Source organism: Actinoplanes sp. NPDC020271, from assembly GCF_044388125.1.
In the GTDB taxonomy this organism is placed as follows: domain Bacteria; phylum Actinomycetota; class Actinomycetes; order Mycobacteriales; family Micromonosporaceae; genus Actinoplanes.
Map to the genome: position 1 here is coordinate 1 of NZ_JBIRWQ010000030.1, position 25076 is coordinate 25076.

Consider the following 25076-nt stretch of genomic DNA (forward strand, 5'->3'; position numbering starts at 1 on the left):
GCGAAGACCGGCATCCTGCCGTTCATGACCCTGGTCGAACAAGTCATGACCCAAGAGCCCTACGCCTCGGCGAAACGCGTGTTCTGGGTGGTCGACAACGGGTCCTCACACCGCGGCCAGGCCGCAGCCGAGCGGCTCGCGCAGCGGTTCCCGAACGCGGTCATGGTTCACACCCCGATCCACGCCTCTTGGACCAACCAGATCGAGATCTACTTCTCGATCGTCCAGCGCAAAGTCCTCACACCCAACGACTTCACCAGCCTTGACCAGGTCGAAGACCGACTCGCCGCCTTCGAGCAGCGTTACAACGCGACCGCCCGGCCCTTCAGATGGAAGTTCACCCCGGCCGACCTCGAGGACCTCTTGGCCCGGATCGAGCGACACGAACAGAAAGAGCAGAACCTCCAGCAACCCGCCGGCTGCGATCACCAGCCTGCCGCACTCGCCCTGGCCGCATAACCCCCGAAGGACTTACGGCTCGGACCACTTAGGCCGTGTCCCGTCGATCACCCGGCGTCAGCTTCGCGGGGCCCGTGACGGCACCCCGCTCGGCTGAGCGTCACCCGGGTGATCGGCCGGTCAGTGCGGTAGCTGCGTCAGGTCGTACGACCAGATGCCGCGACCGTGGGTGGCCGCGTACAGGCGCCGCCCACCGGGATCGGTACGGAGCTGCAGGGTGGTCGTGGTGGGCAGGTTGCGCCCGAGCACGTACCAGGTCCGCTGGTGAGCGGGCCGGTAGAAGACCGCGTTGTCGGTGGCCGCGACCAGGCCACCGCCGCGGATCAGCGTGACCGAGTCGGCCGGGATGTCGGGCAGGTTCCCGGAGATGTCGGTCCAGTGCTCGCCGGCGTCGGTGGATTCGAAGACGTGACCGATCCCGGCGCCGGGGCCCTCGGTCCAGCGGCGGGAGAAGCCGTTGATGGCGACGACCACGTGCCGCGGGTTGCCCGGGTCGACGTCGAAGCCGGCGACGTACCGGTTCGGGAGGGTGCCGTCGACCGGCAGGGTGAGCTGGTGCCAACCGGTGCCGTCGGTGCGGCCGACCGCGATGCCGCGGGTGAAGCCCTGGTTGTTGCAGGGCCCGCACCAGCCGGCGTAGACCAGGCCGCCGCTGGTGACCACGGCGGTGGCGGTGTGTCCCGCGCCCAGGTCGTACAGGTTGATCCAGTCGGCGGACGACCGGATCGCGTACCCCTTGGTGTTGAGCCAGACGTGCCGGCCGCCGGCGACCCAGGTCGCCGGGTTGCGCGGGTCGGCGTTGAGCGGGGCGATGAACCGGGCCTCGCCGGTCTCGTTGTCCGGCGGCGGGACGTGGTAGCTGGTCGCCAGGCTCGGGTCGGTGGTCCATCGGCCGTCGTTGACGGCGCAGTTGTTGGTCACCCAGACGTCGAGGTAGACGTACTCCTGGGCGATGTTGCAGCCGTGGGCCGGGTCGACGATCGTGTCGCCGCCGTCCCCGCCGAAGTTGGAGCCCATCACCCGGTCACCGGGCCGCAGGATCGACTGGCCGTTGTCCTGCAGACCGCCGGAGACGGCGACGCCGCCGCGGTCCCGGCCGACACCGACCGAGTAGTATTGCAGCACGTCGATCGTGCCGTCGTTGAGGGGCGTCCAGTCTGTGGCGTGCCCGGCGGCGTCCGCGGACCCGCGCAACGGCCGCCGGTAGGTGCCCCCGTCGTCGCCGACGACCACGAACCGCTTTCCGTGGTACGAGCCGATCGCGACCGAGTGCTGATCCGGATGGGTGGTCTGGTGACAGTCACCGGTCTGCTTGGCCGGGTCGATGCTCCAGCAGTCGAAACCGAAGTTCCAGTACGGACCCGGCGTCGTCCACGTCGTCCCGCCGTTCCGGGTCTCGAAGACCTCCTCCAGGCCCAGGTACACGTGGTCCGGATCGGTCGGGTCGACCTGCAGGAACTGGTTGTACCAGGCCTGCACGCCCGGCATGTATCCCGGATCGGTCAGCGCCGAACCGGACGCGGCCAGCTTGTGGTAGTCCGCGGCGAGGGTCCACGGGCCGAACGGCGAGCCGGACCGCGACACGTACACGCCCTGCAGGTTGCTGTCCGGGTTGGTGGCCAGCTGCGCCGGGGACTGCTCGATCGCGTAGTAGCGGGAACCGTCGGCCGCGGCGGCGAAGGTCACGGTGCCGACGTTCGCGGCGTCGGAGGCGATGTCACCGGCCAGCGTGACACGCTGCCAGGCACCGCCGACCCGGCTGTAGAAGCCGTTGTACGTGTCGCCGCTGCGCCACCCGGCCGCGACGATCACCCGCGCCGGGTCCTTCGGGTCGGCCGCGAAGTCGTTGATGATGTTCTTGTACGGCGCGTTCGGGTCGGTGGCCTGCGCGCCGCCGGGCAGGAAGTCCGGGTTCGGGACGAACTCCTGCTTCCACGGCCCGGACAGGTCGGTGACCGAGTGGCTGTACGCGCCCCGGTTCGTCGCCACCCACGCGGTCGTGCCCAGGATGCGCAGCTTGCGGATGATCGTGCTCTCCAGCTCGGTGCCGCCCACCCGGTCGCGGGCCGAGAAGCTGCCGGACCGGGGGTTGCGCAGCATGTAGACGCCGCTGCCGACGAACGACGTGGCGCTGGTGTTGCCCTCACCGGTGGCGTACCAGAGCCGCCCGGCCCGGTCCAGGCGCAGGTCACCGGTGGACGGCGACGGCAGGTTCGCGGCGATCGGCTCCCAGCGGCCACCGCCGGTGCGCGAGCGCCAGACCCCGCCGTTCGCGGCGCCGGCCCAGACGTATCCGGCGTCGTCCGCGGCCAGCCCGGTGATGCGCCCGGTGACCAGCCCGGCGCCGCCGGAGGAGTTGCTGTTGATGTCTCGGTAGTGCGGATCGTCCGAGTTGTACGGCCGATCGGTGACATGCTGCCAGCGGCCCGGCGTGCGGGCCATCGCCTGCAACTCGCGCCACGCCGCGGTGTAGGCGCCCGGGGCGACGATTCCCGGGGCGGAACGGGCTTCGGCGTACTGTTCGGCCTGTTCGGCGATCTCCTCGGGATCCTCGCCCTCGTCCTCGTCGGCGGCCCGCAGGCTGGTCTTCGCCTGGCCGGCCTGCGCCACGCGTTCCTGGGCGACCTGCTGGTGGCGCCGGTACGGTCCGGGACGTGGGTCGCCGCCGGGAGTGGCCGCGGCGCCGGCCGGGACGAGCCCGATCACGGCGATCACAGCGGCGCCGGCAGCCAGGAACCGCCGCCGCGTGCTGAGTCTGTGTTGAGGCAACACTGCCTGAACCTCCCCCTGGGACGTCTCGCCGGTCGGCGGGAACGCTCAAGTGGAATCTTCAGGACTGGATCACCCGGCACAATCATCGAGTTCTATTCGTGTGTAGATTGAGGAAACCGGCACAGCGTCCCATGCGTCACATCTGCATGCGTAAGTATCTGCAAGCTCTGGGTGCCCTGCTGATCGTGGCCCTCGCCGGCTGCGGCAACAATCCGAGCCCCGCACCCGCGGTCAGCAGCCGCGCGCCCGCCTCGTCAGGAGCCACCGTGCCCGCCACCACCCCGTCGTCCGGCCATCCGCGGCCTGATCCGTCACCGGGCCCGTCCCGGGGCGACCCGGACAACCCCGTGGACCGGGTCGGCGCGCCGATCGTGCTCACCGGCACGGTCGACACCGCCGGCGGGTGCGTCGTGCTCACCGTGAACGGCCGCCGGTGGGCGCTGACCGGCGACGCAGCCGCTCGGCTCACCGACGGGCAGATTGCCACAGTACGGGGACGGCCCGTCCCGGCGCCGGCGGATTGCGGCGCGACGGAGGCCCTGGAAGTGCGCACGGTCCACTGATCATCGCGCTGATGGACCCGGCCGGTTTCGCGCTGCTGACATGCGCTCTTCCGCGGCTCGTCGGCGGGGCAATCTTTCGCATCGTCTGGGAGTCGGCGTGGCCTTGCCCGGTGATCCCCGCGTACGCCTTCAAGTTCTTGGTCCGTTACGGGTGTGGCGCGACGGCGTCGAAGTGGACGCCGGCCCGCGGCGGCAGGCTTATCTGCTGGCCCTGCTGCTGGCCCGGGCGGGCCGGCCGGTCAGCACGAACGAGCTGATGGATCCGCCGGGATGCCCGACCACGCCGAGGCCGCCCTCGACCGGGCCGGCCAGGCCGTCAAGGCCTACGGCCAGCGCTATGCCGAAGGACTCCTGCTGCTGCTGCGGGCGCGTCTGCTGCACGCCCGCGGCGAGCCCGTCGACGTCGTACGAGCCGCCGCCGACGAAGCCCGGATCCGATCCGCTGAACGAGGGGCCCACCTCTTCGCGCGCCGCGCCGGCGATTTCCTGGCGAGCCTGCTGCCGGAAAACGCTTCGACAGCTCGGTGTCGTGCAGCGACACGGGGAGGCGTAGGCGAACGGCGGCCTGAACTTTACTGACCGGCCGGTTGGACCAGATGGTGACCTTGTCTACGGACGGTCCCGTGGCCGTGCCGTGCCGTCGTTTCCCTCAGCGCGTCGCCGACCGCTTTGAGCTCCGCGTCCGTCGGGCGTGCCGGCGGGGGAGTGGGCGGCGCTTCAGCCGCTGTTCCGGCTCGCGGGCGTGCCGGCGGGGTAGTGGACGGCGCTTCAGCTGCTGTTCCGGCTCGCGGGCGTGCCGGCGGGGTAGTGGACGGCGCTTCAGCCGCTGTTCCGGCTCGCGGGCGTTCCCGAAAAAGATCGCGCCGGGTTGATCCACTCATGGGAGCGCTCCCGTACTGCTGCCTGCAACGAGAAACAGGTTCAGGCTTCCGGCGGAAGGCGCGGGATACAAATGTACAGATCGCGGTGGAGTCGTGCCAGCAGCCGGGTTCGGCGCTGGCAGGTGGTCGCGGTCGGCGCCGTCGCCGTGGTGGCGGCGGGTGTCGGGATCGGGGTGGCGTCGGCCGGGGAGACGGTGCCGACGGTCAACTGTCCTCAAGTGAAGATCAATGTGGCTGTTCCGGCCCAGCAGCAGGCCGACGTGCAGCGCAACCTGCAACTGCTCAACACCCAGATCGCCGAGGCCAACAACCGGCTGAAGAGCACGGTCGGCCAGGGCGGCCAGAACTTCATCCAGAACGCGATCCTCGGTCCCCTCAAGGACAAGCGGATCTCGACCATCGAACGGATCGAGATCGCCATCGGGCGCAACGCGCCGCGGCCGAACCTGAACGCCGCCACATTGGCCCCCTGCACGCTGAACACCGGCGGCGGCGCCTCCGCGCAGCAGCCGACGAGCATGCCGGCCGCCACCAGGACCGCCACGGCGAAGCCGACCACCGCGCCGGTGACCAAGGCCCCGGCCACCGCGCCGGCGACCACCGCGCCCGCCGCCACCGCCACGGTCACCGCGCCGGCCACCAAGGCGCCGACCGGAACCCCGGTTGCGGTCAACGGACAGCTCAGCGTCTGCGGGACCAAGCTGTGCAACCAGAGCGGCACGGCGATCCAGCTGCGCGGCATGAGCAGCCACGGCCTGCAGTTCTTCCCCAACTGCGTGAACGCCGGCTCGCTCGACGCGATTCGCAACGACTGGAACGCGGACTTCATCCGGCTCTCGATGTACGTCCAGGAGGGCGGCCTGGAGACCGACCCGACCGGCTTCACCAACAAGGTCAACGGCCTGGTCGACACCGCCACCAAGCTCGGCCTGTACGTGATCGTGGACTTCCACATCCTCACGCCGGGCGACCCGAACTTCAACCTCGGTCTGGCCAAGACGTTCTTCGCGAACGTGACCGCCAAGCACGCCGGCAACAACAACGTGATCTACGAGGTCGCCAACGAGCCGAACGGGGTCAGCTGGACGGCCATCAAGTCCTACGCGGACCAGGTCATCCCGGTGATCCGGAAGAACTCGCCGAACAGCGTGGTGCTGGTCGGCACCCGCGGCTTCTCCTCGCTCGGCCTGACCGACGGCGCCACCGAGCAGGAGATCATCGACGACCCGGTGACGTTCAAGAACGTGATGTACACGTTCCACTTCTACGCCGCGTCGCACGGCGCGGACCGGCGCGCGGCGGTTGCCCGGGCGGCGAAGAGCCTGCCGCTGTTCGTCAGCGAGTTCGGCACCCAGACGTTCACCGGTGACGGCGCCAACGACTTCGCCGGCACCACCGCGTGGCTGGACCTGCTGAAGAGCCTGAAGATCAGCTACGGCATGTGGAGCCTGTCCGACGGCCGCGAATCGAATTCGGCCTTCAAGCAGGGCACCTGCTCCGGAACGACGTTCAAGGGCACGGGTGTGCTGACCGAATCCGGCCGCTACATCCGCAGCCGCATCCTGACCGGCGTCGGTTCTCCGAACTGACGCCACCGGGCGCGGCCGCATCCCCTCCCCAGTGGATGCGGCCGCGCCCTTCTGTTCCGCGGCTCACGCTCAGTCATCGCGTCCCGCGCGGTTGTGGCAGGGACTGTTCGACCCAGCGGCGCAGGACTGCAGCGGGGGCGGCGCCGGACTGGCGGGCCTTGACCTTCCCGCCGTCGACCATCATCAAGGTCGGGACGGCCTGGATGCTGAAGCGCCGGGACAACCGCGGCGCGTGGTCGACGTTCACCTTGACCAGCTTGACCCGGCCGGCGAGTTCACGGGCGACTTGCTCGAGCGCCGGGCCGACCGTCCGGCAAGGGCCGCACCAGGGTGCCCACATGTCGACGAGGACCGGCAACGGCGACTTCTCGACCACGTCGGCGAACGTGTCGTCGCCCGCGCTGGCGATCCAGGGCAGGGCGTCCTTGCACCTTCCGCACACCGGCTTGCCCTTGGCCGCCGCCTGAACCTTGTTCCGCTGCCCGCACGAGGTGCAGGCCACGATCTCCGCCATGACGCTCACTTTCCCGGTAGGTCCCGTGACCGGCAACGACGACGAGGCCGTCGCCATTCCACCGGGCCGCCGTGGAACTCGTCGCGTGCCGATCACCGGAAGTCCGGCGTCACGAGCAGGCACAATCCCTGTGAGAAGTCGTCGCATGACTTCGCCGGGATACGGTGCCGTCAGAATTCTTGCTCGAGGCGGTCGATCAGGTCGAGTTGCAGGTAGACGCCGTCGCGGCTGTTGACCAGGCGCAGGACGGTCGGTTCGCGGCGCCACCAGAGTGCCGGGTTCTCGCCGGGACGGCGGTCGGTGGCCGGGCCGAGTGCTTCGGCGAGGGTGGCCGCGGCGGCCGCGAACACATCCTGGCGGAACTCCGGCCCGCCGTGGTCGGGGTTGCTGACGTCGACGAGCAGGGCCCGCGGCCGATCCGAGGTGTCCAGGCCGGCGTAGGCGCCGCTCGGACCGATCCCGTAACCGGGGTCGAGTGATATCGACCGTTCAGGCCGATGCCGGGTGACCGGCCAGTCGAGCGCCTGGGCCATCTCCTGAGCGGTGGCCGAGCCCAGCAGCGGTGCCACCGCGAGCAGGGCGTTCGCGGCCTCGACAAGGCTCGCCGCGTCCAGGGCGTCCGTCACGCTCGTCCTCCGCTCACGTCAGGGTTGGGCCTGGTCCGGCCGGTCACAGTATCGCGTCCGGTGCCGGTCACCGGTGCTGGCCGGGCCGGCCCAGGCTTCGCGGGTCCAGCACGTTGAGGTCGCCGGGATGCTGACCGTCCTCGAGCCGGACCCGGAACTCGAAGCGGTAGACCCGGGCGGCCGGTACGGCGCTTCCGCCGGGCAGCATGTGTGGCTGGCCGACCTGGTAGTACTCCACGGGTATGGCACCGGATCGCAGCCCGTCGCCGATGGCGGGATGCTCGGCGAGGAAGGTCAGGAAGACCTTGTCGTGGCTCATGATGTCGCGCAGGTACGGCCCCGTGCCCTGCTGGTTGCCGTCGCGTTTGCCCAGGTTGGCCGTCCCGCCCTTGGCCTCGACGACGACGAGTTCGGTGACGTGGCCGTCCGCGTCGCGCACGACGCCCCACACGTCGAGTTCGCCGCTCTTGGGGTCGGCGGTGACGTCACCGTGCAGGTCGCCCTCGGCCACGCCGAGCGAGGTGGCGTACTCGCGTCCGGCGATCATCCCGGCTCGGTTGGAGGTCATGTTCCGGTCCCGGAGTGCGGTGGAGACACGTTCGCCGGCAGCGAAGACGTCGTCCGCGTGGGATTGCAACTCGGGATGCCGGTCGATCAGCCTGTCGATGGCCTTCTCGGTTTTCTCGCGGTTCTCCGCGTTGAAATCCGATTCGGTACGACGGCGATACGTTTCGTCGGCGTTCGGGTCGTCGGACTCCTGACGCAGGTCGTCGAGGGCCGAGTTGAGCCGGTCCAGCTTGACCAGGCGGTCCGCCTGGACGGGGGCGAGGTCGACGCCCTGCTGGTGGAAGAGGGTGCTTTCGGCCGCGAGCCGGGTGGCCTGGTCGGAGCCGGGCGGGTGCGGCAGGTCGGCGAGTTTGTCGCGCTCGGCCGGGACTTTGACGTCACGGCCGAGGCCGTAGTCCTCGTGCGCGTACTCGACCTTGCCGGTGTGGGTGTAGCGGAACCGGGTCCCGTTCTCGATCCGGAAGGTGTTCCGTGGGTCGCCGACCGCGTGGTAGCGGGGCGTGATCCCCTTGCCGGTCTGCTGATGGGCCTCCGGGTAGATCGGGCGGGTCAGCTTGCCGGGTTCCCGGCCCTCGTGCTGCTGCAGGTCGTCCAGGCGGTACCGGGTGCGCTCGGGCGCCTGCGGGAGGTCTTCGTGCGGTCGTTTGAGCAGGTCGCTCAGCTGCCCGGCCGGCTTGTCGGCGAAGTGGTGGGCGGCACTGTCGTCGAGCAGGCCGGTGACCGTTTCGCGGCGGGCCGCGGCGCCCGGCCCGTCCCGAAGGTCGAGGTGGTCGAGGAGTTCGCCGAGCCGGTCGCCGGCCACGTGATCACCGGCCAGGGCACGTTGGTGCAGGTCGAGCATCTCGCCGATGCGACCCAGATCGTCGGGGCTGAGCTTGAGTTCACCGGTTCCGTCGTGGTCGGGCGTCAGCACGTCTTTCGTACTGCCGGGGCGGCTGTCCGTGGTGTGCAGGATCTCGGCTATCTCGTGGCTGGTCACGGTCGTGACGTGCTCGCGTGCCGTGCCGGCGTTGATCTCCACCTGCCAGCGTCCGCCGCCGCGCCGGAAGTGCTGGGACTCACCGACGTGCGTGCGGTCCATGTGCCGGGCGTCGAACGACACCCGGATGTCACGTTCGCCGCCGATCCGCAGCACCTCCTGGTCCCCGCGCACGAACTCGACGTCCTTGAAGAGCCGGTCCAGGACTTTCGGAACGGCGTCGTGTACTTCGTGCCGGACCAGGGCGGGGTCGGCCTCGCGTCCGAAGCCGTGGTACTCGCCTCCGATGACGTGATCGGAGTGGATCGGTGCGCCGTCCGGACCCCGCAGCGCGCTGATGTTCAGCAGGTGGCGGCCCGGACTCGGCGGCCGTGACCGGGCCAGCTCGTCGAGCTTGCGAGCGATGTCCGCTTCCGAGGCCGGGTGCCGGGCCGGTTCGCCGTTGTCGGACCGCACCTCGCTGAAGTAGTCACGGACCATTTCCCGGAACCGGCGGCCGGTCGCGTCGAGCTGCTGAGCGGGCCGGTCCAGGATCCGCTGCACGGTTTCCGGCGTCAGCCGCGGCTCGCCGCTCCGATCGGGCTCGAACCGGCGCGCCAGAGCCCGTTCCATCGCGGCCCGGTCACCGGCGCGGCTCTCCGCCCAGCGCTGGATCCGCTGCGTGTAGTCCCGCCAGCGCTTGTGGCCCTGTTCCGGCGAGCGTCGCCGCGCACTGTCCGGCTGATCCGCCCGATCCTGATCCGCCCGGTCGCTGCGGGTGTCACGTCCGGGCTCCCGGCCGGTCGGGTCACTCCCGGGCGCCTCGGCGGCCGACGGACCACGACCCGGTCCTTCCGTCCGAGGCTCCCCGGCGCGGGCTTCGCCGCGCGCGATCTCCGCCGGGTGCGAGCTCTGCGGTTCGGCCCGGCCAGGCTCGGCGACATGAGAAAAACCGGTTTCCCGTACGCCGGAACGCGCGGGCTCCATCCCGGAGGACAACCCGCTCTCGACGACGCCGGAGCGCACCGCGACCGGCTCGCGGGCCGTCGAGTGGACGGGTGCCGGCTGCTCGACTCCCGTCGATCCGCGCGCGCCGTTCATCTCCGCGTGCGGCCCGCTCTCCGGCACCCCGGTCTCGCCCGGTGCACGGCCGGAGACGGTGCTCTCGGTCCGCGATCCGCCCCCCACCTCGCGCCCGGCGTGTTCCGAACCGTTGGAAACGTTTTCCTGACCACGGGAAACGTTGCCGCGCCCGGCCTCGGTGGTCTCAACCGGCCGATCCGGGTGCGAGATCTGTCCGCGCGGGGTCTCACTGCCGGCGGCGGGCTCGGCTGCGCGCTGCTGACTGCCGTGTTCCGACGCCTTGACCGGCTCCGGCCCGGACGAGCGGTGCTCTCGCGCCCGACGGTGCCGGCTCGGCCCGGCGCTCCGTCCCGGAGATGTGTTCGGTGCTCGTCCGCTGGTCACCGTGCGCCCGCTGATCGGCTGCCGTCGTATCCGTCGACCGCTCGGATCCGTGCCTGCTGCCCGCCGACCGCTCGGATCCGTGGCTGCCCGCCGACCGCTGGGTCGCCGCGCCCTGGTCCGACCCGGGACTGCCCGAGGAACGTCCGGTCGCACTGCTCTCACCGGAGGCGGCGCGCGAGCCGGTCTCGGCCCCGGCCCGCGTGCCGGTTTCCCCTGCGGTGCGCGGCGCCGGCTCCGCCGTACCGAATCGGGAATTCTCGGTGCCCAGAGTGTTCTTCTCGCCGAGCTTCAGCCGGAGATCAGCACCGGCGTCACGCAACCCTTCGCGCATGCCCTTGGCGCCCAGGACCGCGCCGAACAGGCCGGCCGTGGCGACGCCGTCGAGGGGGTCGAAGTGGTCGCGGTCGACGTAGAGGTTGTGGTCCTTGGCCCAGTCGGTCAGGTTCAGGGCGTCGAACAGGTCGTCGCGGTAGAGGCGCAGGTAGTTGTCGCCGAGCTGGCCCAGCGCCATCGCGGTGCCTTCGCTGAGCGGGTTGTGCGCGCCGACGGCCAGGGGCCCGCCGAGGAAACCGGCGACGAACGAGTCGGCGATCTCGCCGGCGAACTCGATCGGGTCGAAATCGGTCATCGGGTCGTGGCCCTCGGCGGCCTGGATGCCCAGGATCCCGAGCTTGGTGGCGACGGTGAACTTGACGAACTGCAGGCCACGCTGCAACCCGGCCTTCATGATCGCCTTGACTGCGCCCTTGAAGCCCTGGCCGATCAGCTTTTCGACCAGTTCCTTGAGCGCGGTCTTGATCGCCTGCCGGCAGGTCGCGATCGCCAGGCCCTCACCGATCGCCGACAACCCGACCGTCTCGATGATCGTCGCGATCACCTCGACGGTGGCCATCGCGAGCATGACCAGGTTGACGACGTCCATCATCTTGGCGGCCTCGACACCGAGCGCCGCGCTGTGCACCATCTGCTGCATCTGCGCGAACGACTCCGCGTCCGCGTTCAGCTGCTCCAGATACTGCTGTACTTTCTCGTGCGTCGCCTGGGCCCCGCCGTCGCCCTGCCAGGTCTGGCGCAGGTCACCCAGCAGCGTCTGCACCTGCTCGGCGTGCTGGCGGTGCAGGTCGACGGCCTGCCCGTAGTAGTCGGCCAGGTCGTAGAGCTCCTGCTCACGGCCCTCGGGGATCTCGACGAGCATCTCCAGGACCGGGCCGACGATCGGCACCCACTGCTCGCACTCGCGGAAGAACTCCAGCAGCTCGTCGAGAGCGGTGTCGATGAAGGAGCCGAGGCCGTTACTGCCGGCCATCAGGCTCGCGGGCCCAGCAGCGTCACACCGCGCCCCGGATGTCGGTCGCGCCGGTGACGTCGGCACTGTCGTACCGCGTCATGGCCTGCACCACGCCGGAACCGAGCTCGTCGAGCCGGTGGCCGGCGGTGTTCAGCCGGTCCTGCAGGGCCTGCGCCAGCGAACCGGCCTCACCCATCGGCTTGTGGTACTGCGTCTCGAACGCCTGCCCGGCCTCGTCCGCACCCCACGGTTTCCCGCCGTCGAGGTGCTGGATGTGCCCGAGCAGCCGCTGCGCCTTCTGCTTGAAGTCCTGCGCCTCGGCCTGCAGCTTGACGCCGACCTGCGCGGCGGCGCCCGGACCGTCCGGCAGATTCAGGAACTCAGCCACCGGTACGCCTCCTCCCCGTCGCCCCGAACCCACATCCTGACCACATCGGCAGCCGCGCCGCCCACGACGAATGTCATGGCGCCTCACCGCGCAGCACGGTGAGCAGCGACGGCCGCCAGTAGCCCACCTCGACGTCCAGGGTTCCGACCACCACCTCCTGGCCGGCGAGCAGCCGCACCAGTTGCGCGCCGTGCGGCAGCGGCAACTCGGTGGCCAGCCGCCCGGCCGCGCCCGTCGCCTCGTCCTCGTGCCAGCGCACCAGGTAGCCGTCGCCGGCGTCCACCGGCCCGGCCGGGCACACCAGGCCGCTGATCAGAGCACCACCGGAGGTCACGTAGCGATCGGCGACGTCCGCGGCGATCTGCGTCTGCACCCGCCGCATCCTCGACTCAGCCGCGACCGGCTCGTGAGTGCGGCGTAGCACCAGCTCCTGGGCCCAGCGCAGCAGATCCGGCACCTGGGCTCCGGTGAACTGCGCGGCCGTCGCCGATCCGGGATTCACCGCCAGTCGGTAGCGGTCGCCGGGCCAGGCCCGCACCACCGCCATGAACGGCACGGTGATCACTTCCGGCTGCGGCCGCACGTCGTGCAGCCGGTGCGCCGAGGTGAACACCGGGATCGTCACCTCGGCGCCCGGCCGTTGGGTCAGCCAGGGAAAACCCGGCTGCCCGAGATCCTGTGGCGTGGCCGGGCCGGTCACCGGCAGCAGCACGTCCGCGATCACCAGCAGGTCGAGATACACCTCGGCGTCGCCGGCCTGCTGCGCGGCGTGCATCGCCCGTTCCCGCTCGTCGGCCGGCGTGAACGGCGGCTCGGCGGCCACCTCCTCGAACAGCTCACCCAACTGCTCCGGGCTCAGGTACGCGCCGATCGGGGTGTGCGGGCTGACCGCCAGACCCCACCGATCGTCCGGCCACGCCCCGGCCAGCTCGGCGAACGTCACCCGCCGCCAGCCGCCGCCGATCAGCTGCGTCGCCTCCCGCAGCGCCTCCACCGACGTGTAGACCAGCAGGAACGTCAGGCCGTCCCGCTCGCGGGTCAGCAGCCGCTGCCCGTCCCCGTCGCTCTCCGCGAAGCCCGGCAGGAACAGATCGCAGGCCAGCAGCACGTCGGCGAAGGCGTCGGCATCACCGTCGGCCCACGCCCGGGCCATCCGCCGTTCGGCGTCGTTCGCCGCCGCCCACGCTGCCGTTCGCACGCCGACAATCTAGCCCAAGCCCAACCGGCCAAGATCAAATTGTGTACGGCCGCAGCTTCGCCGGGAGCGCCTCCCCGGCGAACTCCGGGCGCACCACCCGGGCCTGCCCGTCCGTGACCAGGTCGTCGGCCACCTCCAGCAGCACCGCGGCCGACCGGTGCAACCCCGTCCAGAACCCGTCCCAGTCGTCGGCGCAGCGACGCAGCAGCCGGGCACAGATCTCGGCCGGACCGAACCGGTCGTCGTCGCGCGGATCGTCGTCGTCGAGCCACCACACACTGCCGGCGTCCTGACCGGCCACGCGCAGCGCCAGGAGGCCGCCCTGCACGAAACCGACCGGCAGGAACTCGGGCGTGAACCGGTCGGCCAGCCACTGCGGGGCGAACCCGACGTCCTGCAACGCGTCGTCGCGGGCCAGCCCGAACAACGGCTGATCGGCGACCAGACCCGCGACGGCGAGCACACCCGGTTCGGCCGGGCCCGCTCCGTTGCACTCCAGCAGATACCGCCGGTAGGCGCCCGGAAGCTCGTACCCGAGCAGGTCTTCGATCTGAGAAAGGACCTGCCCCGGAACCGGAACGCCCGGCCGCGGCGGCACCGGAACGGCACCGGGATCGGTGCGCACGCCGGGCCCGGGACGGCCCGTCGGCAGCGTCCGCGTGGCGCCACCGTGCCGGAACGCGGCGTGCAACTCGATCGGGACCAGGACCGTTCGCCGTGGCTCGCCGTCGGCGGTGACCGGCAGGCGTGCCCAGCACCAGCCGGGCGGCGTCGGCGTCGCCCCGCCGGCCTGCGCCGCGGGCCACAGTGGATCGGCGCCGCGCGTCACCCGGTTGGCGGTCAGCACGTCGAAGACCCGCTGCTCGTCGGCGGTCAGCTCGGCGATCGGCGGCGGCAACTCGACGACGGCGCGCGCGTAGAGCAGCCACTCCGGGAAACCGTACGGGCCGATCAGCACCCCCTGCCGGAAACGGACACGCAGCGCGGCCGGGCCGGGATGGATCACGCTCATCGCGTGCCCGGCCCCGGGCATCACCTGCAGGTCAGGGTTCACCCGCAGCCTCCGCGGCCCGCTTCAGCTCACTGTCGTGCCGGCGCAGCAGACCGCGTACGCCGAAAGGCTTTTCCGCATCCGGTGGCAGGAATCCGTCGACCGCCGGCATCCGCTCGTCCACGATTTCCCGGGTCCGCTCCGCGGCCTGCTCGACAGCGGCCCGCGACGTGGCCAGAATCGTCGCCGCGAGCGCACCCGCGTTCGGCTGACGGTAGACCCGCGGATCGATGCGCAGATCGATCAGCTGGCCACGCGGCCCGACCGTCACCGTGATCAAACCGTCCGGCGAGTTCGCGGTCCCGGTCACGGCCAGCACCCGGCGCTGGGTCTCGCCCGCTTCGCCGACCGTCTGCCGCAGCTCGCGGATCACGCTCAGCAGCGCCGACGGATCCACCCCGCTCATCCGGCCACCCGCTCGAGGCCCAGCCGGGGCAGGTCGATGTCACCCTCACCGCCGAAGTTCGACCACGCCTCGTAGCCCAACCGGTCCGGCGTGGGGACCTCGAACACGTCCCGCAACGCGATCACCATCATGTCGGCCAGCTCCCGGTACCCGGCCGACGGCGCCGGCCAGTCCAGCAACCGGACGTAGTTCAGCCCCGGATCCCCGGTGTCCTGCCACCCCGCGGCACGCAGCGCCGACAGCTCCTGCTCGGTGCGCGGCCGGCGCCCCATCTGATCCACCGCCGTGCTCACCTCGACCCGGAAATGATCACTATCCATGAGGAACTGCACGAACCGTCCCGGCGAGGCCCGATCCCGGATGATCACCACACCGAGTTCCGGCAGGGTCGCCAGCGTCTCCGCCAGCGCGTCGCGGAAATCCACCCAACTGTCAGCCACCACCTGACCGTAGGCGACCGCCGCGGGCGGCTCCTCGGTAGCCCACCTGGTCGACGGCAGGATGGCGCTGTGGTCACAGATGCCGGGGTGGCGATCGGCTGGGCCGAGTCGATCCGGCAACGCCGGATCGTCGACGTGCGACCTCTCACCGGAGTCTCCGCATCCGCACGCCTGGTCCGACGAGACCGTGGGCGGAGCGGGCGTGCTGCTGTGTGGCCTGCACGACGCCACCGCGACGTTCACGCCACCCGCCGATGCCGTGTGGCAGGCCGACTGGCTGCGCCGAACTCGGCGGGTGACGACATGGTGATCTTGGGGCGTGCCAACTGGTGGGCTCCTCGCCGGCGCCGCCCCCCGGCCGGCGCCGATGGGGAGTAGAAGTCCGGCAGCCGGCAGTCCCGGCGCGCTGGGCCGGCGTCGCAGCATCACGAGAGTCAGTCCGGTGCGGGAACCGTCGTCGCGGTGACGATTTCCTGGAGCGCGGCGACATGCCCCTGGTACGCCTTCCGCCCCTGTCGTGTCATCGACAGCCACACCCTCCGGGTGTCCGATCCGAGCCGTTCCTGCTTCACGTAACCGGCGTCGACGAGGGCAGCGACCTGTTTGCTCAGGGCCGACGGGCTCAGGTCCAGATTCTCCTTGATCACCGACAGTTCCAGCGTGTTGGCGGCGACCAGCATCGCGCAGATCCGCAGGCGGTGGGTCGGGTGGATGATCGGGTCGAGTTCCGCGGTCATCGGGGTGCCCCGGTCGAGCGCCGGTGCACCACACCGGCGGCCAGGTAGAGGGCGGTCGCCGCGACGGCGAGCACGATGATCGGCCACCGCTGGGCGGTGAGTTCGGCGACGGTGAACGCGGCGAGCAGGCACCCGATCGCGGTGAGACACAAACTGAGGAAGACGCGGCTGGTGGGCAGCGTGAACGGTGTCCCCATCCGGTAACCGGCCAGCATGTTGACCGCGATCAGCACCGCACCGCCGGCGAGCAGGAAGACGAAGCCGTCGTCGCCGAACGCGAACGTCAGCGTCATCGCGCCCAGCAGCAGGGCGTTGACCGGGTAGATCCACGCGGGCCACGGGGTGTCCCGCACGGCGCGCTGGACGGTCTCGATGTTCGCCAGTGCCTCGCGGGCCTCGGCCGGGCTCGGGACGTGCGCGTTGTTTTCCATGGAGGAAACTATCGCAGATGCTTTCCACTATGGCAACTATCAACCACTCGGAAACTATCCGGCGATCAACGGCTGACGCGTCAGGCCCGGGCGGCCGGCTGCAGTCCGGCGTCGGCGGCGGGCTCGCGCGACTGCTGTCCAGCGAGGGCTCGATCGCGATCAACAAGCGGCCGGCCGGCTGCGTGTGCGGTCGGAGGGCTACTGGTCTCAGGCGCCCAGGTGGACGAACGGCGCCCAACGGCCCGGCTGGTAGGGATGCCGCCGGCGCAGCTCGCGGATCGCGGCGTGCACGGCGTGGGCCGGCGCTAGGTCGCGATAGAGCCGGTCGGTGACCTCGACCGCGGTGTCGTCGCCGATCGCCCACAGGGTGGACACCACCTGCCGGAAGCCGGCCACCTGCAGCGCCGCGGCCAGGTGACCGGCCTCGTCGGGCCGGTCGGTGTCGCCGATCGCGGTGTGGCACGCGGTCAGCACGGCCAGCCGCGCGTCGCGCAGGTCGAGCCCGGCCAGATCGGTGACGGTCAGCGGTGCGTCGGCCAGGTACAGCGCGGCCTCGCCGGTGCGGCTGCCGGGCTCGCCGTGGCAGGCCAGATGCACCCGGTCGTGGTCGGCCAAGAGCTCGATCACCCGGGTACGGGTGGCCGCCGGCCCGATCAGCACGGTGGCGTCCGAGAACCGGGCCCGCACCAGTTCCGCCTCGCGGACCGTCGCCGGCAGGCCGGACAGTCCAGCGACGTACGACGGCTTCTCCGGGACGGCCACGACCAGCCGCCGTCCCGTGGTCCGGGGTTGCGTCCGCCTCGCATGCCGCAGCGCCCGCAGGGTCGGGGTGGTCGAGGACACCACCCGGTCGAGGACGCTGCGCCCGGCCGGCTCGTCCTCGGGGTCGTGGTAGCCGGCCGCGTGCAGTGGCGCCAGCGCCAGCGGCCCGGTCGGGCACCACCACAGCCGGGACCCGCCCGGCACCGGCACCGCGTCGAGGATCGGTCCCGCGACGACGTCCCACAGCCACTCGAGGTAGGCCAGCAGCACCTGCTCCCGCGGCCCGGCCGAGGTGCCGCCGACGCCGGCCCGGCCGGCCGCGTCGAGGTAGCGGCGGGTGCGCCGGTCCGCGTCGTCGGCGGTCAGGCCGGGCAGAGGCACCACCCGTACGCCGTCGCCGGTCAGCACGAGCGCGTCGCAGCGATGGCGGCTGACGTTGACCATCACCACCGGACCGTCCGCCGCGACGTCCGCCAGATCGGCGAACGCGGTGGCGGGAACGGGGTCGGCCCGCGCGTCGAGCACCTGCCCCCACCACAGTGACCGGCCGTTGTCGAGCAGTTCGACGGCCCGCTCGGGCGTCCCGGCCGCGATGGCCGACGCGGCGGCGTCGCAGGCGAGATCCCACCAGCGGGAGATGAGCCGGTTCCGGTCGCCGGCGGGCAGGCCGCCGGCCACGGTCACCGGCAATTGGGCGACCGCCCGGGCGTACGCGGCGGCGGCCCGCGACCAGTCACCCGAACCGTCCGTGGCCAGCCGGGCGTGCAGCCGCCCGAGCAGTTCCAGCGCGTCCAGCCGCTCGACGGGCTGGACGGGCAGCTGCCCGTCCAGTGTGGTGACGGCCTCGCCGACCCGGCCCAGGGCGGCCAGCGCCTCGGCCAGACCGAGCCTGGCCGTCTCCTGCAGGATCGACTGTGCCCCGGTCGTGGCCAGCACCGACCGGAGCAGCTCGACCGCCTCGGTCAGATCGTCGCCGCCCCGGTCGCCGAGCGCCAGCCCGAGATTCACCCGCGACCACGGGTCACCGGACCCGATCGCCTCGCGCAGCAGGCCGATGGCCGCATCGAGGTCGGCGCGTTCGCCGGTGACGAGGAACCTGATGCGTAGCCGGTTGCCCAGGTTGGCCCGGGCGTGCTGTTCGGCCTCCGGGGCGCGGGCGGCGGCCAGGACGCTGCGGCCGATCTCGATCGACTCGTCCAGGTCGAATCGGCGCCCGGTGTGCTGGAAACGGTCCACCAGCAGACTTCCGAGGGTGGCGGCATACCGGGCCCACTCGGGACGGTGCGGCGGCTCGGCCTCGACCGCCCGCCGGGCCAGCGCGATCGCCTCGTCCAGGTCGGCGCCGTGGTGGTCGCGCCGGAACCGGTGGCCCAGAGCACTGGCCAGGTTCGCCACGTCGCCCGCGACATGATCCGGGTCCCAGGCCGGGCGGGCCGCCGCCGCCCGCAGCAGGTCGACCGCCTCGTCGAGATCCTCGGGCCGCCCGCGCTCCTCGTACCGGAGGATCAACGCCGAACCGAGCCCCGAGCCGACCATCCACCGGTTCTCCTCCGGCAACCCGGCCAGCAGCGTGCGACCGTACTCGCAGGCCTGGTCGAGCTTGTTGAGATCACCGGTCCTCTGATACGCCAGCATCCGATCCTGCACCACACCGCTGTGCCGCAGGATCTCGACCGGGTCGTCGCCGGCCGGATCTAACGGACCCCGCGGAGCATCGGCGGAGGTCCCGACGAAGGTCAGCCCCGGCGGGACTTCCGGCGCGGGGCCACGCATCCGGTTCACCTCGGCCAGGGTGGTGCGGGCGGCATCGCGGACCGCCGGGTCGCGGGTCTGGGCGGCGACCAGCCGCAGGTGGTGGGCGGCGCTGTCCAGGTCGGCCCGGTCGCCGGTCATCCGGAAACGTTCCTGGTGGACGAGGCCGAGGTTGTGGAGCAGGCTGTCGCGGCCCGGGTGGCCCGCCGGGCTGTGGTCGAGCGCCTGCCGGACGCTGTCCCGGAGGGCGTCCAGGGTGTCGAGGGCCGGCTCGCTGGAGTAGCGCAGCCGCTGCACGTCGGCGTGCAGCATGAGGTAGGACATCAGGTTCGGGTCGCCTGGCGGGCACAGCCGGACGGCGCGCCCCGCCTCCTCGGCGGCCTCGCCGAGCTGCGACAGGTCGCCCGTCGCGAGGATTACCTGGACGAGGGCGGCGGCCCGCACGCCGGCCAGCGCGTCCCGGTTCGGGTGGTCGGCCGGGAGCAGCGGCACGCCGCGGCGCAGGACGTCCGCGGCGGCGGCGTGCAGGTTGGGGGCGCGGTGGTCGGTTCCGAGGTCGTGCAGTTCCTGGGCGCCGGCCAGCGCCAGCTCGACCGAGCGCTGGTCGCCGGTGCGCAGGCCGAGCTCCAGGGACGCGTACGTGAAAGCGAAGACCAGGTTCGGCACCAGCTCGGGACGCCGGCTGCGGGCGAGGGTGAGCAGGTCGCCCCGCATCTCGACGCAGACGGCCAGGTCGGCCGGGTGGCCGGCGGCTTCGTACCGCAGGCCTCGGATGTCGGCGTTCAGGACCAGCGCCTCGAAATGCTCCTGGGTGCCGGCCGCACACGCGTGCACCGCTCGGTCACCGGCGAGGACCGCCTGGTCGATGTCGGCGACGCGGCGGCTGCGCTCGGCCCGGGAGAGCCGGGCCCGTGCCTCGTGCAGCGCGGTGGCAGCGGCCTGACTCCCCACGGCGGTCCTCCCCGGTGATGGCCCGAGCACCCACAGTAGAACATCCATCGATACGATCGTGGTTCCGCGATTCGAGGAGGCAGAACCGGTGGAATCCGAGGCCGACGCCCTGGCCGCCTGGTGCGCGATGCTGCCCGCGCTGCGCGAGCGGGCCCGTCAGGAGGGCGTGCTGGACCGGCTGAACCGCGACGCCGACCGGGTCAGCGGTGGCGGTTCGGCCCGCCCGGCCCTGCGCAAGTGGCAGCCCGAGGATCAGGACCAGGCCCAGCGCACCTGGTCGGACCGGCCTACGGCGGGCCTCCCGCGACTACCCGGGTGGGGTGCCGCGGCCGGCCTCGGCGCGGGTGCCTACGTCTGTCCGCAGGACCGCTGCAACCGGCGGGCGGCCCGCGACGACGACGGTCACCCGCCGAACTGCGCGGCGTTCGGCACGCCGATGCGACCGGCATGATCAGCGTCCTGACCGAGGTCGGCAAGCGGGTCAGCGGCCGCTGGGTGACCGCGATCCTGCTGCCCGGCCTGGTGTTCGTCGCGGTGCTGACCGTCGCCCTGGTGGTCCGGCACGGCCACGCCCTGGATGAGGGCCGGCTGGTCGGGTGGGGCGGGCGCACCGGCCGCAGTCTGGTCAAGGAACCGGCCCGGCTGGTGCTCGTGGTGATGCTGATCGTCGGGGCTGCCGGGGTGGCCGGGACCGCCGCGGCCGGGCTGGGCCGGCTGGCGCAACGTGTGTGGATGCGCCACCGGTTCCTGACCGGCGATCGGATCACGCGGACCCGGTTCTCCCGGCGTTCGCGCGCCCGGGCCGCCGCCCACCGGGCCGGTCAGTCTCCGGTCGCGGCCTACCTGCCGCAGCGGCCGACCTGGATGGCCGACCGGGTGCGGCTGGTCGAGGTCAGGGTCCGTGCCCAGTACCACGTGACCGCCGCGCTGGTCTGGCCACGGCTCTGGCTGTTGCTCACCGAGGACACGCGCCGCCCGGTCACCGACGCCCGCATCCGCTACGCCGAGGCGGTCACGCTGGTCGGCTGGGGCACCCTCTACCTGCTGCCCGGCCTGCTCTGGTGGCCCGCGCTGATCATCGCCGGCTGCGTGCTGCTGACCGCGTGGCGGCGCGCCCGGGAAACGCTGGCCGAGTGGACCGAACTCGTCGAGGCCGTCATCGACCTGCGCCTGCGCGACCTCGCCGACGCGCTCGGCACGCCGATCGGTGGTCCCGCGATCACCGCCGCCGAGGGTCGCGCTCTCGACGACCGCCTCGGCAAGGCGGGGGCCTGACGGGTCACGCCCGGGCCGGCCGGGTGCTGCGCCACCGGGGGAGCGCGCCGTCGCCGACCGCCTCGTGCTGCGGCCGGCCCGGCGCTGCCGGAGTAGCCGGGCACACCTTCCTCCGGCAGCGTCACCCCGCGCCCCTGCCGGTAGGCCTGCAGTTCGGACAGCTCGGCCAGGCGCGACCCATGACGCTGCCGGCGCTGCGGCGCATCACCCGTTCCGGCGGCAGAGCCGGCGACGGCGGACCGGGGCTGTTCGGCTCCCGGCCCGCCGTGGTGGGTCAGCTGCAGGTGGCGCCGTTGAGCCGGAACCCGGTGGGGGCGGCGGCGTTGCCGGTGTGGGTGGCCTGGTACCCGATGGTGGTCGAGGCCCCGGCCGCGAGCGTGCCGTTGTAGCTGACGTTGGTCGCGGTGACGTTGCCGCTGGCCGGGCTGTACGTGGCGCTCCAGCCGGACGTGATGGTCTGTCCGGTGGCCAGGGTGAAGGCCAGACTCCAGCCGTTGACGGCAGTGGTGCCGGTATTGGTGATCGTGATGCTGTTGGTCAGCCCGGTGTTCCAGGCGCTGACCGTGCTGGTGACCTTGCAGGCGCCGGCCGGGTTGCTCGTCGACGGCGAGGCGGACGGCGAGGCGGACGGCGAGACCGACGGACTCGTCGACGGCGTGGTGCTACCGCCGGCCGCGCTGATGATGGCGTCGATGATGCCCTGCTGGGTCACGGTGGCCGAGCTGCGGTTGAACAGTCCGAAGCCGTACGCCCCGTTGTAGCCGTTGTCCCAGTAGGCGGTGGCGGCGCCGTACTTCTTGGCCGCTGCTACCAGAGTGCGGGCGTAGTCGGCGCGGTAGGTGTTGTTCGCGGAGTCGGCGGCGGTCTTGTCGATCGACCCGTACTCGCCGACCAGCACCGGATAGCCGTTCGCGACGAAGGTGTCGTGCACCTTCTTCAACTGTCCGTCGAGGTAGTCCGCCTGACCCCAGGTGGAGGTCTTCGCCGGGTTGGTCGCTTTCGGACCCCACTGCGTGATGTTGCCGTCCTCCTGACCGGTGAAGTCCCACGGGTCGTAGTAGTGGACGGAAATCATGATCCGCTTCTCGGTGCTGGGGATCGACGACGACCGGTACTGGTCGGTGGGCAGCGTGAACCCGTAGTTGCCGACCGTGTAGTCGATGTTGGTGTTCCAGCCCGGAACCAGCAGCCAGCGCGAGGCGTTGGTGCCGCCGGTCCGGCGGACGGTGTCGACGAAGCTCTGGTTGTAGGCGTTGATGTTCGAGTAGCACGGCTGGGTCGGATTGCCGTACTGGCCGTCGAACTCCTCGTTCATCGACTCGAAGATCAGGTGGTCGTTGTAGCTCGCGAACTTCGTCGCGACCTGCTGCCACACCTTCTGATACTTGGCCTTGATCGTGGTCTGGTCGGCGGTGTCGCAGATCAGCCAGGAGCCGGCGACGGACTTGTAGCCGTCGCCGTGCATGTTGATCACGACGTACAGGCCCTGGTTGTAGGCGTAGTTGACGACCTCCTGGATCCGGGTCAGCCAGGCGGCGTCGACCGTATAGTTCGGCCCGGCCCCGATGTTGTTCAGGTATGAGACGGGGATGCGGATGGTCTTGAACCCGGACGCCTTCACCCGGTTGATCAGGGTCTGGGTGATGACCGGGTTGCCCCACGCCGTCTCGCTGGGTACGCCGTTGTTGCTGGCCTCCAGCTGGTTGCCGAGGTTCCACCCGGCGCCCATGTCGGCGACCAGCTGAGGAGCGGTCAGCTGGGCTGTGACCTCGGCCGAGGCGGAGGTCACGCCGTACACGGCGCCGGCGAGGGCCAGGGTGGCGGCGGCGAACGCGAGCCCGGTCCTCCTTGCCATCGAACTCATAAGGGGTTCCTCTCGTGCGGTCCGCGGCGGGGAACCGGCGGTGAATCCGGTCCGCGCACCTGGCGAGAAGTGTCGAATGGGAACGCTCCCATGTCAATCGAACCGCTTCGATCGGGGGCGGGGTGGCGAATCTGCCGCGGCGGGTCAGGGGGTGTGGCCGGCAACGGCCGGGAGGCGCTGATCGCCAACGCCCGCGCCGCCGGTGTCGCCGACCGGGTCGAAGCGTCGTCCGCCGTCGGCCAGGCCCTGCAACGCCTGCAGACCCGGGACGAGCAGCGGCAGGTGGCCGAGCAGCCGCGGTCGGCAGCGGCCGACGCCACAGAACAGGCGCGTGCCTGGCTGGTCGAGGCGACCGCGCGGGCCGAGCGGATCCGCGCCGAACGCCGGTTCCGTTCCCCGGTGGCGGCGGCCAACACGCTGACCTGGTCGCGCGTCCCGGTCCTCGCGGTCTTCGGCGGCGTCGGCGAGGCGATCATGGAGGCCGGCGACGCGTTCCTGGTCGCGGCCTGGAGGCATCCTTGATCATGTTCCTCGACCCGGCTTGAGCGGGCGCGTACCGATCGTCACATCGCTTGCCGTGGCCGGATGCTCGCGTCTAGGTTTTGTTGCATACGTTGAAAGAAAGCGTGTGCAAGTAATCGTCGGATCGGGGCCGTCACCATGTCAGTGCTGTTCACGCCGCTCACCCTGCCCGCGCTTGAGGGCCCGGGCCTCGTCCTGCGCAACCGGGCCATCGTCGCGCCCATGTGTCAGTACGTCATCGACGCCGAGGACGGTGTGCCCCGGGACTGGCACCTGCAGCACCTGGGCGCCTTCGCCGCGGGCGGGTTCGGCCTGGTCACCACCGAGGCGACCGGTGTCGAGGCACGCGGCCGGATCAGCCCTCGCGACGTCGGCCTCTACGACGACGAGCAGCAGCGGGCGCACGAGCGTGTGGTCACGTTCCTGCACTCCCAGGGCGCCGCGGCGGCGGTGCAGCTCGCCCACGCGGGCGGTAAGGCCTCCACGTACCCGTGGCTTCCCGGTCAGCCGGAAGGCACGGTGCCCGCGGCCGAGGGCGGTTGGAGCACGGTCAGTGCCGTTGACGGGCCCGTACTGCCGGGTCTGAAGCCCGCAGTCGGGCTGAGCCGGGAAGGGATCGCCGAGGTGGTCGCGGCCTTCGCCGCCGCGGCCCGCCGGGCGGACGCCGCGGGCTATGACGCGATCCAGCTGCACGCGGCCCACGGCTACCTGATCCACCAGTTCCTGTCGCCGCTGACCAACACCCGCACCGACGAGTACGGCGGGGACGAGGAGGGCCGCACCCGCCTCGTCCGCGAAGTGGCCGCCGCGGTCCGTGCCGTCTGGCCCGCCCACAAGCCGCTCGGTGTCCGGATCAGTGCCACCGACTGGGTGGACGGCGGCTGGGACGTGACCGCGTCCGCACGGCTGGTGCGCCGGCTTGCCGCGGAGAACGGCGTGACCTGGGTGGACGTCTCCTCGGGCGGCCTCGGCCGGGGCGCGACGATCCCGGTCGGTCCCGGATATCAGGTGCCCCTGGCCGCGGAACTGACCCGGCAGCTCGCCGGCACCCCCGTCGTGGTGAGCGCGGTCGGCCTGGTCGAGGAGGCGTTGCAGGCGGAGACGGTCGTGGCCACCGGCCAGGCGCACGCCGTCTCCATCGGTCGTGCGGCCCTGCGTGACCCGCACTGGGCCACCTCCGCCGCCGCCCGCCTCGGCGTCGACCGCACCGACCTCCCGAACCCGCCCCAGTACTGGCGCGCCAGCTGGTGATCACCGCGGCTGAGCGCCGCGAGATCTGACCAGGACCAGGCACCGGACCGTCATCGGAACCGGTGCCTGGTCCTTGTGTTTGTGCCATTCTGGTCGGCGCGTGCCGGCGTCAGTATTTTCTAAGGAAACGCATAGCTTTCACAGCTCAGTGATAGTCGAATGCTGGGTTGATGATCCCTCCAGCATTCCGACCAGCGACAATGTTCTGGAACAGAGCTGCATCGCGAATCCTGTGAATGATTCACAGCTATGATCGCCTTTTTCAGCTTGCTATCAGGGTGGAATTGCTGTTCTTATTCCTCGGGAACGGCGCCGCCGATGACGAGCGCGCCGTCATCCACTTTCTTCCTCATCATTCCTAGGA

At 71.3% G+C, this 25076-nt stretch carries 22 protein-coding genes; 7 read left to right on the forward strand and 15 right to left on the reverse strand.

The features are described 5' to 3' along the window. The coding region (locus ACH442_RS40225; protein ID WP_396343386.1) for a transposase at positions 1–459 on the forward strand (459 nt) is incomplete at its 5' end. 120 nt (positions 460–579) lie between these two features. Here ACH442_RS40225 and ACH442_RS40230 read toward each other — a convergent pair. Beyond that, positions 580–3231 (reverse strand): glycosyl hydrolase, encoded by a 2652-nt coding sequence (locus ACH442_RS40230; RefSeq protein WP_396343387.1) that lies wholly within the window; start codon positions 3229–3231, stop codon positions 580–582. Positions 3232–3377: 146 nt separating this feature from the next. Between ACH442_RS40230 and ACH442_RS40235 the strand changes: the two genes are divergently transcribed. Next, positions 3378–3794, forward strand: a complete 417-nt coding sequence (locus tag ACH442_RS40235) for a hypothetical protein (protein WP_396343388.1) — start codon at positions 3378–3380, stop codon at positions 3792–3794. A gap of 198 nt (positions 3795–3992) precedes the next feature. Here ACH442_RS40235 and ACH442_RS40240 read toward each other — a convergent pair whose 3' ends face one another. Further along, entirely contained in the window at positions 3993–4253 is a 261-nt protein-coding gene (locus ACH442_RS40240) for a hypothetical protein (RefSeq protein WP_396343389.1), read from the reverse strand. Between the two features lie 493 nt (positions 4254–4746). Between ACH442_RS40240 and ACH442_RS40245 the strand changes: the two genes are divergently transcribed. Continuing rightward, the gene (locus tag ACH442_RS40245) at positions 4747–6264 is read left to right on the forward strand and encodes a glycoside hydrolase family 5 protein (RefSeq protein ID WP_396343390.1); all 1518 of its coding nucleotides are present in this window, start codon (positions 4747–4749) and stop codon (positions 6262–6264) included. A 73-nt stretch (positions 6265–6337) separates the two neighbouring features. Here the strand turns inward: ACH442_RS40245 and trxA are convergent, their stop codons facing one another. The 12 genes from trxA to ACH442_RS40305 form a co-directional block, all read right to left on the reverse strand. Then, a complete protein-coding gene (gene trxA / locus ACH442_RS40250) occupies positions 6338–6778 on the reverse strand; it encodes a thioredoxin (RefSeq protein WP_396343391.1) in 441 nt (146 codons plus the stop codon). Positions 6779–6948: 170 nt separating this feature from the next. Next, the gene (locus ACH442_RS40255; RefSeq protein ID WP_396343392.1) at positions 6949–7404 is read right to left on the reverse strand and encodes a DUF6301 family protein; all 456 of its coding nucleotides are present in this window, start codon (positions 7402–7404) and stop codon (positions 6949–6951) included. Positions 7405–7471: 67 nt separating this feature from the next. Beyond that, entirely contained in the window at positions 7472–10057 is a 2586-nt protein-coding gene (locus tag ACH442_RS40260) for a hypothetical protein (protein ID WP_396343393.1), read from the reverse strand. A 181-nt stretch (positions 10058–10238) separates the two neighbouring features. Then, entirely contained in the window at positions 10239–11702 is a 1464-nt protein-coding gene (locus ACH442_RS40265; RefSeq protein WP_396343394.1) for a hypothetical protein, read from the reverse strand. 22 nt (positions 11703–11724) lie between these two features. Beyond that, the gene (locus ACH442_RS40270; RefSeq protein WP_396343395.1) at positions 11725–12072 is read right to left on the reverse strand and encodes a hypothetical protein; all 348 of its coding nucleotides are present in this window, start codon (positions 12070–12072) and stop codon (positions 11725–11727) included. Positions 12073–12145: 73 nt separating this feature from the next. Further along, positions 12146–13270: an SseB family protein gene (locus ACH442_RS40275; protein WP_396343396.1), complete on the reverse strand. Its 1125-nt coding sequence runs from the start codon at positions 13268–13270 to the stop codon at positions 12146–12148. 34 nt (positions 13271–13304) lie between these two features. Beyond that, on the reverse strand, positions 13305–14324 hold the full coding sequence (locus ACH442_RS40280) for an SMI1/KNR4 family protein (protein ID WP_396343397.1): 1020 nt from the start codon (positions 14322–14324) through the stop codon (positions 13305–13307). Further along, positions 14314–14727, reverse strand: a complete 414-nt coding sequence (locus tag ACH442_RS40285; RefSeq protein WP_396343398.1) for a YbaB/EbfC family nucleoid-associated protein — start codon at positions 14725–14727, stop codon at positions 14314–14316. Before ACH442_RS40285 ends, ACH442_RS40280 begins: the two co-directional genes overlap by 11 nt. Continuing rightward, positions 14724–15167: a TY-Chap domain-containing protein gene (locus ACH442_RS40290; protein WP_396343399.1), complete on the reverse strand. Its 444-nt coding sequence runs from the start codon at positions 15165–15167 to the stop codon at positions 14724–14726. The genes ACH442_RS40285 and ACH442_RS40290 overlap by 4 nt, the downstream gene beginning before the upstream one ends. A gap of 434 nt (positions 15168–15601) precedes the next feature. Further along, positions 15602–15904, reverse strand: coding sequence for a transcriptional regulator (locus ACH442_RS40295; protein ID WP_396343400.1), 303 nt, complete (start codon positions 15902–15904; stop codon positions 15602–15604). Beyond that, on the reverse strand, positions 15901–16335 hold the full coding sequence (locus ACH442_RS40300) for a hypothetical protein (protein ID WP_396343401.1): 435 nt from the start codon (positions 16333–16335) through the stop codon (positions 15901–15903). The genes ACH442_RS40295 and ACH442_RS40300 overlap by 4 nt, the downstream gene beginning before the upstream one ends. Before the next feature lie 207 nt (positions 16336–16542). Further along, a complete protein-coding gene (locus ACH442_RS40305; protein ID WP_396343402.1) occupies positions 16543–19848 on the reverse strand; it encodes a CHAT domain-containing protein in 3306 nt (1101 codons plus the stop codon). Between the two features lie 40 nt (positions 19849–19888). Between ACH442_RS40305 and ACH442_RS40310 the strand changes: the two genes are divergently transcribed. Further along, on the forward strand, positions 19889–20251 hold the full coding sequence (locus ACH442_RS40310; RefSeq protein ID WP_396343403.1) for a hypothetical protein: 363 nt from the start codon (positions 19889–19891) through the stop codon (positions 20249–20251). Next, positions 20248–21075 carry a hypothetical protein gene (locus ACH442_RS40315; RefSeq protein ID WP_396343404.1) on the forward strand — a complete coding sequence of 276 codons (828 nt, stop codon included), beginning with the start codon at positions 20248–20250 and terminating at the stop codon, positions 21073–21075. The genes ACH442_RS40310 and ACH442_RS40315 overlap by 4 nt, the downstream gene beginning before the upstream one ends. A 274-nt stretch (positions 21076–21349) precedes the next feature. Here the strand turns inward: ACH442_RS40315 and ACH442_RS40320 are convergent, their stop codons facing one another. Continuing rightward, the gene (locus tag ACH442_RS40320) at positions 21350–22939 is read right to left on the reverse strand and encodes a cellulase family glycosylhydrolase (RefSeq protein WP_396343405.1); all 1590 of its coding nucleotides are present in this window, start codon (positions 22937–22939) and stop codon (positions 21350–21352) included. Positions 22940–23092: 153 nt separating this feature from the next. Between ACH442_RS40320 and ACH442_RS40325 the strand changes: the two genes are divergently transcribed. Then, the gene (locus tag ACH442_RS40325) at positions 23093–23461 is read left to right on the forward strand and encodes a hypothetical protein (protein WP_396343406.1); all 369 of its coding nucleotides are present in this window, start codon (positions 23093–23095) and stop codon (positions 23459–23461) included. A 138-nt stretch (positions 23462–23599) separates the two neighbouring features. Continuing rightward, on the forward strand, positions 23600–24712 hold the full coding sequence (locus ACH442_RS40330) for an oxidoreductase (protein WP_396343407.1): 1113 nt from the start codon (positions 23600–23602) through the stop codon (positions 24710–24712). Positions 24713–25076 lie beyond the last annotated feature (364 nt).